At 57.8% G+C, this 12,992-nt stretch carries 14 protein-coding genes; 2 read left to right on the top strand and 12 right to left on the bottom strand.

Annotation, left to right across the window (positions count from 1 at the left end):
* Positions 1–50: 50 nt before the first annotated feature.
* Positions 51–1,235, bottom strand: coding sequence for an acyl-CoA dehydrogenase (locus EF096_RS03840; protein WP_123888302.1), 1,185 nt, complete (start codon positions 1,233–1,235; stop codon positions 51–53).
* A gap of 291 nt (positions 1,236–1,526) precedes the next feature.
* Here EF096_RS03840 and EF096_RS03835 point away from each other — a divergent pair, with 291 nt between their 5' ends.
* Positions 1,527–2,429 carry a LysR family transcriptional regulator gene (locus tag EF096_RS03835; protein ID WP_123888301.1) on the top strand — a complete coding sequence of 301 codons (903 nt, stop codon included), beginning with the start codon at positions 1,527–1,529 and terminating at the stop codon, positions 2,427–2,429.
* A 103-nt stretch (positions 2,430–2,532) separates the two neighbouring features.
* Here the strand turns inward: EF096_RS03835 and EF096_RS03830 are convergent, their stop codons facing one another.
* The 8 genes from EF096_RS03830 to rpe form a co-directional block, all read right to left on the bottom strand.
* Positions 2,533–3,108 carry a YceI family protein gene (locus tag EF096_RS03830; protein ID WP_123888300.1) on the bottom strand — a complete coding sequence of 192 codons (576 nt, stop codon included), beginning with the start codon at positions 3,106–3,108 and terminating at the stop codon, positions 2,533–2,535.
* Between the two features lies 1 nt (position 3,109).
* Positions 3,110–3,679: a cytochrome b gene (locus tag EF096_RS03825; RefSeq protein WP_123888299.1), complete on the bottom strand. Its 570-nt coding sequence runs from the start codon at positions 3,677–3,679 to the stop codon at positions 3,110–3,112.
* 152 nt (positions 3,680–3,831) lie between these two features.
* Positions 3,832–4,626 carry an indole-3-glycerol phosphate synthase TrpC gene (gene trpC / locus EF096_RS03820; RefSeq protein WP_123888298.1) on the bottom strand — a complete coding sequence of 265 codons (795 nt, stop codon included), beginning with the start codon at positions 4,624–4,626 and terminating at the stop codon, positions 3,832–3,834.
* Positions 4,623–5,669, bottom strand: coding sequence for an anthranilate phosphoribosyltransferase (trpD, locus tag EF096_RS03815; protein ID WP_123888297.1), 1,047 nt, complete (start codon positions 5,667–5,669; stop codon positions 4,623–4,625). Before trpD ends, trpC begins: the two co-directional genes overlap by 4 nt.
* Positions 5,670–5,699: 30 nt before the next feature.
* Positions 5,700–6,296, bottom strand: coding sequence for an aminodeoxychorismate/anthranilate synthase component II (locus tag EF096_RS03810; protein WP_123888296.1), 597 nt, complete (start codon positions 6,294–6,296; stop codon positions 5,700–5,702).
* Positions 6,297–6,308: 12 nt separating this feature from the next.
* Positions 6,309–7,787, bottom strand: coding sequence for an anthranilate synthase component I (gene trpE, locus EF096_RS03805; RefSeq protein ID WP_123888295.1), 1,479 nt, complete (start codon positions 7,785–7,787; stop codon positions 6,309–6,311).
* A 180-nt stretch (positions 7,788–7,967) separates the two neighbouring features.
* On the bottom strand, positions 7,968–8,648 hold the full coding sequence (locus EF096_RS03800; protein WP_123888294.1) for a phosphoglycolate phosphatase: 681 nt from the start codon (positions 8,646–8,648) through the stop codon (positions 7,968–7,970).
* 1 nt (position 8,649) lies between these two features.
* Positions 8,650–9,324: a ribulose-phosphate 3-epimerase gene (rpe, locus tag EF096_RS03795; RefSeq protein ID WP_123888293.1), complete on the bottom strand. Its 675-nt coding sequence runs from the start codon at positions 9,322–9,324 to the stop codon at positions 8,650–8,652.
* A 107-nt stretch (positions 9,325–9,431) separates the two neighbouring features.
* On the opposite strand from rpe, the gene EF096_RS03790 reads away from it, so the two are divergent.
* Positions 9,432–10,412 carry a DUF3530 family protein gene (locus EF096_RS03790; protein WP_123888292.1) on the top strand — a complete coding sequence of 327 codons (981 nt, stop codon included), beginning with the start codon at positions 9,432–9,434 and terminating at the stop codon, positions 10,410–10,412.
* Here the strand turns inward: EF096_RS03790 and djlA are convergent.
* From djlA to EF096_RS03775, 3 genes are read right to left on the bottom strand one after another with little or no spacing between them, the layout of a single operon-like run.
* On the bottom strand, positions 10,386–11,174 hold the full coding sequence (gene djlA, locus EF096_RS03785; protein ID WP_123888291.1) for a co-chaperone DjlA: 789 nt from the start codon (positions 11,172–11,174) through the stop codon (positions 10,386–10,388). The genes EF096_RS03790 and djlA overlap by 27 nt on opposite strands.
* A gap of 3 nt (positions 11,175–11,177) precedes the next feature.
* Positions 11,178–11,843 (bottom strand): N-acetylmuramate alpha-1-phosphate uridylyltransferase MurU, encoded by a 666-nt coding sequence (gene murU / locus EF096_RS03780; protein WP_123888290.1) that lies wholly within the window; start codon positions 11,841–11,843, stop codon positions 11,178–11,180.
* A complete protein-coding gene (locus tag EF096_RS03775) occupies positions 11,840–12,844 on the bottom strand; it encodes an aminoglycoside phosphotransferase family protein (RefSeq protein ID WP_158611233.1) in 1,005 nt (334 codons plus the stop codon). The genes murU and EF096_RS03775 overlap by 4 nt, the downstream gene beginning before the upstream one ends.
* Between the last annotated feature and the right edge of the window lie 148 nt (positions 12,845–12,992).

Here is a 12,992-nt window from a genome sequence, read left to right as displayed (position 1 = left end):
CTACTCAGGCCAACTTGCCGCTTGTAGCTTGTAGCTGCTGCCGTACGGCGTTAGAAAAACGCCTGAAGGCCGGTCTGCGCGCGACCCAGAATCAGCGCGTGCACGTCGTGGGTACCTTCGTAGGTGTTGACCACTTCCAGGTTAACCACGTGGCGAATCACACCGTACTCATCGGAGATACCGTTACCACCGAGCATGTCGCGGGCAACGCGGGCGATGTCCAGCGACTTGCCGCAGGAGTTACGCTTCATGATCGAGGTAATCTCTACTGCAGCAGTACCTTCGTCTTTCATGCGGCCCAGGCGCAGGCAGCCTTGCAGCGCCAGCGTGATTTCGGTCTGCATATCAGCCAGCTTCTTCTGTACCAGCTGGGTTTGCGCCAGCGGACGGCCAAACTGCAGACGATCCATGGTGTACTGGCGGGCGGTGTGCCAGCAGAACTCGGCAGCGCCCAGAGCGCCCCAGGAAATACCGTAACGGGCTGAGTTCAGGCAGGTGAACGGACCTTTCAGACCGGTAACGTGTGGCAGCATGTTCTCTTCTGGTACGAATACATCTTCCATCACGATTTCGCCGGTGATAGAGGTACGCAGGCCAACCTTGCCCTTGATCGCCGGAGCGCTCAGGCCTTTCCAGCCTTTTTCCAGGATGAAGCCACGAATCACGTCGTCGTCGGTTTTAGCCCAGACCACAAAGACGTCGGCGATGGGGCTGTTGGTGATCCACATCTTGGCGCCTTTCAGCAGGTAACCGCCTTCAGTTGAGCGCGCACGGGTGATCATGGAGCCCGGATCGGAACCATGGTTTGGCTCAGTCAGACCAAAGCAGCCGATAAACTCGCCAGAGGCCAGCTTGGGCAGGTACTTCTGCTTCTGCTCTTCACTACCAAATTCGTTGATCGGCACCATCACCAGAGAAGACTGCACGCTCATCATTGAGCGGTAACCGGAATCCACACGCTCCACTTCGCGGGCGATCAGGCCGTAACAAACGTAGTTCAGGCCGCTTCCGCCGTACTCCTCCGGAATGGTCGCGCCCAGCAGGCCCAGCTCACCCATCTCACGGAAGATCTCGACATCGGTCTGCTCGTTGCGGAAGGAGTTGAGCACCCGTGGCATCAACTTGTCCTGGCAGTACTGACGTGCGCTGTCACGCACCATGCGCTCTTCTTCAGTCAACTGCTGGTCCAGCAACAACGGATCTTCCCAATTGAAACTTGCTTTGGATGCGGCCATGAGCACTCCGGTAGTCAGATGTTGGTACAAAGCCCCCTGCGGGAGCATTAGATGACAATAACTGTACGCACAGGGGAACGGGCTAACAAGCGTATTTTGCGCAGGTATTTGTGCTAAATTGGAACTCCGAAAAAACACAGCTGGAAGCTTGGAGCTGAAGGCTGGAAGCTTGAGAACTGCGTGAGTAGCTACTTTTACTGAGCATAGCCTAACCTCGCAGCCGACAACCTCCGCAAGAGGTGGACTTCCAGCCTTCAGCTTCAAGCTTATAGCTGCTCAGAAGGAGCCCCAATGCGCCGCAAAATTCCGCCGACTCAGGCGCTAATCTGCTTTGAATCCTCTGCCCGCCACGAGAGCTTCACCAAGGCGGCAGAGGAACTGTCGCTGACTCAGAGCGCGGTGTGTCGGCAGATCGCGAACCTGGAAGAGTTTCTTGATATCCAACTGTTTCGTCGCACCCGTCGCGGGGTCAAGCTGACCGATGCTGGCCAGACCTATAGCCGACGCATCGCCAGCCGACTGGATGCGGTCGAGCGCGACACGCTCTCGGTGATGGGTAATCAGGGCACAGCCACACTGGAACTGGCGCTGGTGCCAACCTTCGGCACGCAGTGGCTACTGCCGCGCCTCGGCGACTTTCTCAAACAACATCCGCAAATCACCATCAACCTGACCAACCGCACGCGCCCGTTTCTATTTGCCGATACCGAGTTCGACGCGGCCATCTACTTTGGCGACGGTGAATGGTCAGGTACCCAAACGCACTTTTTGATGAAGGAATCGCCGATACCCGTCTGCAGCCCGGGGCTGATTGCGCCAGCACAGCAACTAAGTGCCGAGCAGATTGCCAGCCTGCCGTTGTTGCAACAGACCACCCGACCGTATGCCTGGCGACAATGGTTTGCTGCGCTCGACATGCGCGTAGAACATGACCTGAACGGCACGCGACTGGAACTGTTTTCAATGCTCGCCCAGGCCGCCATGCATGGCATGGGCGTTGCGCTGATACCGCCCTTTCTGATCCGCCAGGAGCTAGCCGACGGCCGGCTTATCAGCCCCTGCCCTCAGAGCTTCGACAGCACCAACAGTTACTTTCTGGTGATACCTGAGCGTAAAGCAGAGTCTGCCGCACTAATGGCCTTTGCCACGTGGCTGACAGCAGAAGCTGAGCGCTACCGTGCCCAGACAGAATGAAAGGATAAGCCCGCATAGGGCGCAGTATCCCAGCGCGGATTTCGCTCAAAAAAAAGGGCCTCCGAAGAGACCCTGAGCACAACTTTCTATCGAGCGGATGCGCTTACTGACGCACGCCCTCAACAGTGATGATCAACTCAACATCTTGCGCTGCCGGACCCAGATCGCGAGAGATATCAAAGTCCTTCAAGGTCAGCGTCGTGGTGCCAGAGAAACCAGCGCGATAGCCGCCCCATGGATCATCACCTTCGCCAATAAACTTGGCATCCAGTACCACCGGCTTGGTTACGCCATTGAGCGTAAGGTTGCCGGTGACGTTGGCGGTATCGTCGCCCGTCATCTCAACCCCAGTGGACTCGAAGGTCGCGGTAGGATGCTCGGCAACATTCAGGAAATCATCGCTACGCAAATGCTTGTCGCGCTCGGCGTGATTCGAGTCAACGCTGTCAGTGTTGATGCTGACATTAACAGCGCTGCTCTCGGGCTTGTCTGCGTCCCAGCTGAAGTTACCGCTGAAGTCATTGAAGCGACCGTATACAAAGCTATAGCCCAGGTGGCTGATCTTGAAATTGATGGAGGCATGCTGCCCCTCTTTATCAATCACGTAGTCGGCCGCCTGCAACGCACCCGACAGCGCCATCAAGCTACCCAGTGCCAATCCCGCAAATGTCTTTTTCATGCTAACTCTCCTTGCCTTGTTTAAGCCGCATACCAAGCATACGGCGCAATGTGTCATCCCGATCCAGCAGGTGATGCTTTAGTGCGCCCAAAGCGTGCAGGGCCGCCAAACCAATTACGCTGACTGCCAACCAGTAGTGCACAGCGCCAGCGCGGTCGGCCTGATCGGGCAGGTTGGTGACCAGCGCTGGCACTTCAAGCCAGCCGAACAGACTAATGCCCTGGCCCTTTGCAGTCGAAATCAGATAACCGCTCAGCACGATAATACCGAGCAGTAAGTAAAGCAGAAGGTGCACCAGAGCCGACAAACTGATCTCCCAGCCCCGATGACCGGCAAGGGGATCAGGCTTGGGATTAGCCAAGCGCCAAACGAGACGCAGCACCAGCAAGACCGCCAAGACCAGACCTATGCTTTTGTGCCAAAAGGGCGCGCTGGTGTAATACGGACTGTAGTAGCCAAGATCCGTCATCCACAGCCCCAACGAGAAAAGCCCGATCACACCCAATGCCATGAGCCAATGCAAAACAACGCTGATCAAACCGTACCGTTGGGCTGTGTTTCGCAAGGACATGTCGTGCTCCATTCAATTGGTGCTTATGATCCCATCGAGCGATTAAGACATAAAGCGCAATATTTGGTTCTAAAACATCAAGTTTCCTAATGTTTCAGCCATAAAAAACCTCCCGACGCTTAACGAGGGGAGGTTTTTAAACCTGCAATTAACTAGAAAAAGAGTCTTTTCAGCTCATGCCCCGGATCACTAGCACGCATGAACGCCTCACCCACTAGAAAACTATAAACCTCATGGGCCAGCATTAGCTCAACATCGGTGCGATGAAGTATGCCGCTTTCAGTCACCAGGGTCTTACCCTTGGGAATTTGCGGTAATAGCTCCAGAGTCGTATCCAGGGTCACTTCAAAGGTATGCAGGTTACGGTTATTGATACCGATCAAGGGGGTTTCCAGCACAAGCCCACGCTCAAGCTCAGCGGCATCATGTACTTCAACCAGCACATCCAGCCCCTGCTCTTTTGCCGTTGCCGCCAGCTCGCCCATCTGCGCGTCATCCAGACAAGCGGCAATCAGCAAGATGCAGTCGGCACCCAGAGCGCGCGCTTCAACCACTTGATAAGGGTCGACAATGAAATCCTTGCGGATCACCGGCAAGGCGCAGGCGTTGCGTGCCTGCTGCAGATAATCGTCATGCCCCTGAAAGAAATCGACATCCGTCAGCACTGATAGACAGGCCGCACCACCCTCGGCATAGCTAAGTGCGATCGCAGCCGGATCAAAATGCTCACGTAGCACGCCTTTACTTGGCGACGCTTTTTTTATTTCTGCGATGACCGCCGGCTTACGCGCCTTGGCGCGGCTCTGCAGGGCGGCAGCAAAACCGCGTGTCGCTGAAGCCGCTGAGGCCATCTGCTCCAGCGTCTGGATAGCAACGCGCGCGCTGCGCTCGGCTACCTCTTCATGCTTGCGGGCAACAATATTTTGCAGAATGGTCGGCACACTCATTGCTCAGCTTCCTCTCTGAACACCTCGGTGAAGGCGATCAACTCGTTGAGTTTTTCTCGGGCCAGACCGGAATACAGAGCATCCGAGGCCAATTTAACCCCTTCTTGCAGCGAGGTTGCATGGTCCGCCGCATATAGGGCTGCGCCCGCATTCAGGATAATGATATCGGCTGCCTTCTCACCCGCCTCTGTAGTGCGCTTACCCAGCGCATCGCGAATCAGCGCGAGAGACGCCAGCGGGTCCTCTACCGTCAGACCAATCAGGCTGCGGCTTTTGATGCCAAGTTCTTCCGGGCTGACATCGTACTCGCTAACCTCACCGTTTTTCAGTTCGGCGATATGGCTGGTCGACGCCAGGCTCAGCTCATCCAATCCATCCTTGGAATGCACGACCAATACATGTTCGCTACCCAGGCGCTTGAGCACTTCGGCAATCGGGCGGCACAGGCTCGGGGTAAAGACACCAATGACCTGATGTTTAACGCCTGCCGGGTTAGTCATCGGGCCAAGCATATTAAAGATGGTGCGCAGACCAAGCTCACGACGGGGGCCAATGGCGTGCTTCATGGCGCCGTGATGGGCGGGAGCAAACATGAAACCAACGCCCACAGTCTCAACGCAACGCGCTACTTGATCGGGTGTAAGATCCAGATTGACGCCTGCCGCCTCGAGCAAATCAGCACTACCGCTCTTGCCAGAGACCGCGCGGTTGCCGTGCTTGGCAACCTTGCCACCCGCCGCCGCAACAACCAGCGCGGCAGCGGTAGAAACATTAAAGATATTCGCGCCATCACCGCCGGTACCACAGGTGTCGACCAGGCGCTCGGCGTCGATGGTGACGGTAGACGCCAGTTCACGCATGACCATGGCAGCGCCGGTGATCTCGTCCAGCGTCTCACTCTTCATGCGTAGTGCGACCAGAAAACCACCCACCTGTGCATCGGTGCACTGGCCGGTCATGATCTGGCGCATAACGTCCTGCATTTCTTCGGTGCTCAGATCCAGCTGATCAACTGCCTTGCTGAGGGCTGCCTTAATATCCATAGATTCTCCTTTGCTCGCCTTTGCTTGCGTTCAGCCGCGCAGGCCGCCCTGCTGCTTGAGAAAATTATCCAGTAGCTCGTGGCCCTGATCCGAGAGAATGGATTCAGGATGGAACTGTACCCCCTCGATCATGAACTCGCGGTGACGCACGCCCATGATCTCGTCCACATTACCCTGCTCATCCTGCGTCCAGCCCGTCAACTCCAGGCACTCGGGCAGGGTTTCGCGGCTGATTACCAGCGAATGATAACGGGTGACAGTCAACGGATTATTCAGCCCGGCAAAGACCCCAAGCCCTTGATGGTAGACCGGACTAGTCTTGCCATGCATCACATGACGCGCGCGCACTACGTCGCCGCCAAATGCCTGGCCGATACTTTGATGGCCCAGACAGATACCCAAAATCGGCAGCTTGCCAGCAAAATGTTTAAGTACCGCAACGGAAACACCCGCCTCGTTAGGAGTGCAAGGCCCGGGCGAGACCACGATGCGTTCGGGGTTGAGCGCTTCGATTTCGGCAACGGTCAGCTCATCGTTACGAACAACCTTAACGTCGGCACCCAGCTCGCCCAGGTACTGCACCACGTTGTAGGTAAAGGAGTCGTAGTTATCAATCATTAACAGCATGGTATTGCTCCTTTACCGGGCGGCTTGTTCAGCCAGGGCGATGGCGCGAAACATGGCGCGGCGCTTGTTGATGGTTTCTTCCCACTCCAGCGCAGGCACCGAGTCAGCGACGATGCCGCCACCGGCCTGCACATGCAGCTCACCGTCTTTGATCACCGCAGTACGGATCGCAATCGCGGTATCCATATTGCCGTTCCACGCCCAGTAACCTACTGCGCCGCCGTAAACACCGCGTTTGACCGGCTCCAACTCATCAATGATTTCCATAGCACGAATCTTGGGCGCACCGGACAAGGTGCCAGCCGGCAAAATAGCGCGCAGCGCGTCCATCGCGTTCAACTCCGGCTTGAGCTGGCCCTGTACGTTGGAAACGATATGCATGACGTTGGAATAGCGCTCGATGACCATCTTCTCGGTCAGCTGCACCTTGCCAATTTCCGCTACCCGTCCGACGTCGTTGCGGCCCAGATCGATCAGCATCAAATGCTCGGCGATCTCCTTGGCGTCCGCGAGCAGGTCCTGCTCCAGCGCCAAGTCCTCTTCTTCGGTTGCACCGCGCGGACGAGTACCGGCGATCGGACGCACGGTCACTTCACCCTCTTCTACGCGCACCAAAACCTCGGGCGAACTGCCGACCACATGGAAGTCGCCGAAGTTGAAGAAGTACATATAAGGTGTCGGATTCTGGCTGCGTAGCGCGCGATACAGATCGATAGGCTCCGCTTTGAAGTCGATGCTCATGCGCTGCGATGGCACCACCTGCATACAGTCGCCGGCCAGGATGTACTCTTTTACCGTATCCACCGCACGCTCGTAATCTTCGCGGGTAAAGCTGGCGCGGTAATCCAGATCCATATCCACCGACGCGCTCAAATCGAGCAACTTGCGCGGCTGCATGGGCTGCCGCAGCTGTTCCAGCAACTGATCCAGACGCGCATTGGCGTGGGCAAAGGCATCGGCTTGCTCGGGATCAGCCAGCACTATGGCGTGCAGTTTGCCCGCCAGATTGTCGAACACCACCACCTCGTCCGACACCATCAGCAGGATATCCGGCGTTCCCAAAGTGTCCGGATTGACGCTGTTGGCCAGACGCGGCTCGACATAGCGCACGCAGTCGTAACCAAAATAGCCTACCAGGCCGCCATTGAAGCGATGCAGCCCCGGAATCGAAGGCACCCTATAACGGGCCTTGAATTCCTCAACAAAGGCGAGCGGATCGGCGCACTCGTGGCGCTCCTGCTCTACGCCATCTGTCAGCACGGTCGCGGTATGACCATCGACCCGCAGCACAGTGCGTGCAGGCAGCCCGATAATGGAATAACGACCCCATTTTTCGCCGCCCTGCACTGACTCCAGCAGATAGGAGTAGGCACCATCGGCCAGTTTCAGATAGGTAGAAAGCGGGGTTTCGAGGTCGGCCAGCACTTCGCGCACTACGGGTACGCGATTACAGTCCTGAGCGGCCAGGCGAAGAAATTCGTCTTGAGTCATGATCAGCCTCATGGGCAAAAATTGTCGTCACACACAAACCAGAAATGCCTGCGAATCACGCAGGCGAGCGCACATCAGACACGCCAACGCCAGCGGGCGAGCGCCTTGATAACTCTCATCAGTTTGCGGTTGCTGACAAACACGGCTGATCCATCCAGCAGAAGGGGTAACGCAGCAAGACTATATGAGCGCATCAAGTGAATCAACCAGCAAGTCAGGGTTTTCCGCCGCAATCGGCTCACCATGGTTATAACCGTAGCTAACCGCCACAACCGGCACCTTTGCGGCCTTGGCCGCCCGCACATCATTGCGCGAGTCACCCACAAAAAGGGACTGCCCAGCACTAACCCCGGCCTGCTGCATAACCCATAGCAGCGCGCCAGGATCAGGCTTCTGGGTTGGCAGCGTATCGCCACCCACCAGCCAATCAAAACGACCGGCCAGGCCTTTCTCTGTCAGCAGCTCAGGAAGAAAGCGCTCCGGCTTGTTGGTCACCAGAGCCAGCTTTACCCCATTCGCCTGCAGCGCGGCCAGAAACTCGGCAGCGCCCGAATACAACTGCGTGCGGGAGTGATCACCAGCGTAACAACGTAAAAAATCGGCCAACGCCGACTGAGCTTCGGTGTCGTTCACATCCGCATGCTGCATATCACCAGCCAGCGCACGACGCACCAACACCGCGGCGCCGTTACCAACCCAGTCACGTACGCGCTCAATACCCGCTGGCGGCCTGTTGCGCAGCGCCAGCATCTGGTCGACGGCTGCCGCCAGATCAGGCACTGAGTCCATCAGCGTGCCATCCAGATCAAACATCACCAGCCGGGGCAGATCACCAGCAAACAACTGTCGCAGCGCCTGCATATCAGCGCGCGACCTGAGCCAGCTCGCTGCGCATGCGGTCGATAACGGCCTTATAGTCTGGCGTATTGAAGATCGCAGAACCGGCAACAAAGGTATCTGCGCCCGCCTCGGCGATGGCGCGGATATTATCCACATTCACGCCGCCATCGATTTCCAAGCGGATATCACGACCGCTGGCATCGATCAGCGCCCGCGCTTCGCGCAATTTATCCAGCGTGCCAGGGATAAACTTCTGACCACCAAAGCCGGGGTTGACGCTCATCAGGAGCACCATATCGACCTTATCCATCACGTATTTAAGCGCATCCAGTGAGGTTGCCGGATTAAATACCAGACCGGCCTTGGCGCCACCCTGCTTGATCAGCTGCAGCGAGCGATCCACATGCTCGGAGGCTTCTGGATGGAAGGTGATATAGGACGCACCCGCCTCAAGAAAATCGCCGATGATACGGTCTACCGGCTTGACCATCAGATGCACATCAATCGGCGCAGTAATGCCGTATTTACGCAGCGCTGCACACACCATGGGCCCGATGGTCAGGTTGGGCACGTAGTGGTTGTCCATTACGTCGAAATGCACGATATCGGCGCCGTCAGCCAGCACTTTGTCGACTTCTTCGCCCAAACGGGCAAAATCAGCAGACAGGATGGAAGGGGCAATAGCGTAATCTGGCATAGCAAACCTCAGCGGCGGTAACGATAGGAAATACCGGCCAGTTTACCTCAAGCGAGCCGCAGCTGCGCTGTTATACTCAGACCGAAGTCGCCAAAGGACCCCGTCAAATGCGCGCCATGCTGTTGTTATCCATACTATTGCTGCCTCTATGTGCATTAGCTCAAGAACCAGCGAGCACTGCAGACGCAACCGCAGAGATAGCGGAGCCAGGCACACGAATCGAGTCGCCCTCGCGCAGCGCCCTGTATGAACAGGCACTGGAACGCAAACTACCTACGCAAGAACAACGCAAACTGGACTTCAACGGCGAGTCGCAGCTTGGCCTATATATGCCGGCAGCGAGGCCTGAAGGCCTTGGTGGTGTGCTATTGATTGCGGGGCCCGGCGAGCATGCGGACTGGCCTAATCTGATTGCACCACTGCGCCGCCAGCTGAGCGACGCAGGCTGGAACACCCTCTCAATCGGCCTGCCCGACTCACCACCACTGCCCGACAGTGCGCTGAACGACACCCCAACCGACAACACCGACCCACAAGACGGTGCGGTCGAGCAGGGACTGCAAGCAGCTGACAACCAGCCAGATCAGGCGCCACCAGCAGAGGATGCCGCGGCCGACTACGCCACTCGCTGCACGCAGTTGATCCAGGCGGCCTGGAAGGTGCTGTCTGCAGAGGGAAATGAATATATCACCGTGATCGCGCGCGACGCGTCTGGATACTGGGCACTGCGCGCAGCGAGCCCGCCTGTCAGCGGCCAGCCACCACAGGCGCTGATCCTGTTCCAGCCAAGAGAGCCCGAGCTGGCGGACCAGCCCACCTTCCAACTGCTACTGGAACAGTGGGACAAGCCGCTGCTCGAGCTGATCAATAGCGGTAGCGCTCAGGGAGAGATTCAGGCCAGGGAGCATCAACGCATAGCCCAGCGGGCAGGTCACGATCAGTACAAACAGTGGGACACTGATTATCTGCAGGACTCGATGCTGGCTGAAGACATGCTGCAAAAACGCATTGAGGGCTGGCTGGAACGGCTGGTGGAAACCCAGGCGGCAGGCTCGACCGCATCAGCGAAAGCCGCGATGACGCCTTAAAGTCTCGTAGGCTTCCTGGATACGATGAATCTGCTCACCCGCACCCGACATATTCGGCTCAACCACCCCGCGAGCAATCAGCTTGTCCGGATGATGCAGGCTTAACTGCCTGCGGTAGGCACGTTTAATCTCTTCCGGTGACGCACTCAAATCGACCCGAAGCAAAGCCGCCGCTTGCTGCACAGCATCCTGACTCGCCAGCGGGGCCCGCGCAGAGCTGCGCTGATGACGTTGATGTTTCTGGTGCATGCGCTGCTGCTCGGCACTGCCGACCCCGGCCTTGTTCGACCAGGCATCGAGCAAAACACGAGCATCACTACTGAGCTGCCCTGACAGTACTGCCATGCGCCAGGAGCAATCCAGCAACTCGGCGGCCCGACCTGGTTCGCGGCGGCATAACTGATGCACCAGGGATGTCAATTCCGGCCCCGCACCCTTGCCCGCATTGAAGTCGTGCATAGCCGCCAGCCGGGCCGTCTCGTCCAGGCGATATTGCTGCATTAGATCCCGGGCCAGTTGCAGGTGCGCTGCGGTCACCCGGCCGTTGGCTCGTGCCAACCGCCCCATGCATAGAAACAACACGCGTTCAAAACGCGAGCGTCTGCCACGAATATCACGCAACTTGGTAGACAGATCACGCCAGCGGCGCAGCCGCCAGTGACGGTCCAGCGCATGCCCCAGGACCGCGCCCAACAGCACACCGGGCACGCCGCCGCCAGCAGCGCCGAGCAGCGCACCGATAACCGTCACTGGCCAGAGCATGCGCTAACCCACCGCTCGCGCGCCAGCATCGGCCAGGCGCTGCGGCGTGCCAACATCAATCCAGTCACCGGTAAAATACTCACCACTGACCAACCCCTTATCTGCCGCCTTACGCAGCAAGGGCGCCAACTTGAACGAGCTTACTGGCTGATCCGCTAACAAGTCCGGATGCAATACGGCGATGCCGCTATAGGTCAGTCCAGACTCGCCCGGTTGCGGGTTACTCACTCGCCCTTGCGCAAGTACAAAGTCGCCGTTGACGTTATGCTCAGGATTGGCGATCAGCACCAGGTGCGCCAGCATGCCAGGCGGCATACTCAGGGCAGAAAAGTCATAATTGGTCCAGATATCGCCATTCACCAAGATGAAAGGAGCCTCGCCGAGTAACGGCAACGCCTTGCGAATGCCTCCTCCTGTCTCTAGCGCTTCGCCCTCGGCAGACCACTTGATATCCACTCCGAAGGCAGCGCCATCGGCAAAGTACTGCTGCAACTGCTCGCCCAGCCAGGCATGATTTATCACCAGCTCACTCACACCGGCAGCCGCCAGGGCATCCATATGCCACTGAATCAGGGGCTTGCCTGCTACCGGTAACAGCGGCTTGGGCGTGTGCAGCGTCAACGGGCGCATACGCTCACCTTTGCCAGCAGCCAGAATCATGGCTTTCATGCCGCCAGCCCAAGACTGTCCAGCAGTCGCTGCAAGGGTTGCAGGCGCACGTCGTCTGCACAGGCGTCACGCAGGTAGCGGACGAAACGCGGTGCATCGCGAAGATAATGCGACTTACCGTCACGATGGCAAATACGCGCAAAAATCCCCAGCACCTTTAGATGGCGCTGAACACCCATCAGCCGCGCCTGGTCAAGAAACACCTCTAGCTCACGTGGTAACGGCACGCCAGCCGCCAGGGCCTGAGTCCAGTAACGCGTCAGCCAGCTTTTGCGCTCTGCTGGCGTCCAGCTGAAGAAGGCATCGGCAAACAACGAGGTCGCGTCGTAGCTGGCCGGGCCATAGAGTGCATCCTGAAAGTCCAATACACCGGGCGCAGCTTCTGCGGTCATCAGGTTGCGCGGCATGTAATCACGATGCACAAACACCTGAGCCTCGCCCAGATTACTCTCCAGCAACAGCGCCTGCAGCTGATCCCAGTCGGCCTGCTCGTGAGCATTGAACGAACGCCCCAGCTCCCGTGCCACATACCAATCAGGAAACAAGGCCAACTCACGCCGAAGCACCGCTTCATCGTAGGGCGGCAGCACGCCAGGCTGACTAGCCAACTGCCACAGCACCAGGGTATCGATTGCGCTGCTGAACATCTGCTCCAGCTGTGCGGCGGTAACGCCAGATTCGATACTCTGCAGGAAGGTTTTAGCCCCCATATCCTCAAGCAGCAGAAAGCCTTGCTGTAGATCACTGGCTAAAATGCGCGGCACTCGCACGCCAGCGGCTTCTAACAAGGCAGCAATACGGACAAAAGGTGTACTGTCTTCGTGCTCGGGCGGCGCATCCATCACAATCAGGCTGCGCTCTGCTGACTGCCACCGGAAGTAGCGCCGGAAGCTGGCGTCGGCACTGGCTGGCGCCAGCTGTCCAGAGGGTATTCCCTGCCATCCCATGCGGGTAAAGCCTTCTGCGAGAGCAGCCGGCAGCCAACCCTCCAACTGGGTCATTCTTGTATCCATTTTGCTCTTTCTCGTTGCTGCTGTCGGACCGCATCCAACAGCCAGCGTATCTAGTAAGTAATCGCACTATTGTCATCTATAGCGCCGTCAAGTCCAACGCTGTTGCACAGACTCTGGACTTTTTCCGCGCTTTCCT

The organism is Pseudomonas neustonica, assembly GCF_003797945.1.
Lineage (GTDB): Bacteria > Pseudomonadota > Gammaproteobacteria > Pseudomonadales > Pseudomonadaceae > Halopseudomonas > Halopseudomonas neustonica.
This window is presented reverse-complemented; position numbering and strand designations above follow the sequence as displayed.

Coding starts and splice junctions, on each gene's coding strand:
- murU (WP_123888290.1), bottom strand. CDS start 11,843: ATGAAAGCCATGATTCTGGCTGCTGGCAAAGGTGAGCGTATGCGCCCG.
- EF096_RS03800 (WP_123888294.1), bottom strand. CDS start 8,648: ATGCAGGCGCTGCGACAGTTGTTTGCTGGTGATCTGCCCCGGCTGGTG.
- EF096_RS03830 (WP_123888300.1), bottom strand. CDS start 3,108: ATGAAAAAGACATTTGCGGGATTGGCACTGGGTAGCTTGATGGCGCTG.
- rpe (WP_123888293.1), bottom strand. CDS start 9,324: ATGCCAGATTACGCTATTGCCCCTTCCATCCTGTCTGCTGATTTTGCC.
- djlA (WP_123888291.1), bottom strand. CDS start 11,174: ATGCTCTGGCCAGTGACGGTTATCGGTGCGCTGCTCGGCGCTGCTGGC.
- EF096_RS03790 (WP_123888292.1), top strand. CDS start 9,432: ATGCGCGCCATGCTGTTGTTATCCATACTATTGCTGCCTCTATGTGCA.
- trpC (WP_123888298.1), bottom strand. CDS start 4,626: ATGAGTGTGCCGACCATTCTGCAAAATATTGTTGCCCGCAAGCATGAA.
- EF096_RS03840 (WP_123888302.1), bottom strand. CDS start 1,235: ATGGCCGCATCCAAAGCAAGTTTCAATTGGGAAGATCCGTTGTTGCTG.
- EF096_RS03835 (WP_123888301.1), top strand. CDS start 1,527: ATGCGCCGCAAAATTCCGCCGACTCAGGCGCTAATCTGCTTTGAATCC.
- trpE (WP_123888295.1), bottom strand. CDS start 7,787: ATGACTCAAGACGAATTTCTTCGCCTGGCCGCTCAGGACTGTAATCGC.
- EF096_RS03810 (WP_123888296.1), bottom strand. CDS start 6,296: ATGCTGTTAATGATTGATAACTACGACTCCTTTACCTACAACGTGGTG.
- trpD (WP_123888297.1), bottom strand. CDS start 5,669: ATGGATATTAAGGCAGCCCTCAGCAAGGCAGTTGATCAGCTGGATCTG.
- EF096_RS03775 (WP_158611233.1), bottom strand. CDS start 12,844: ATGACCCAGTTGGAGGGTTGGCTGCCGGCTGCTCTCGCAGAAGGCTTT.
- EF096_RS03825 (WP_123888299.1), bottom strand. CDS start 3,679: ATGTCCTTGCGAAACACAGCCCAACGGTACGGTTTGATCAGCGTTGTT.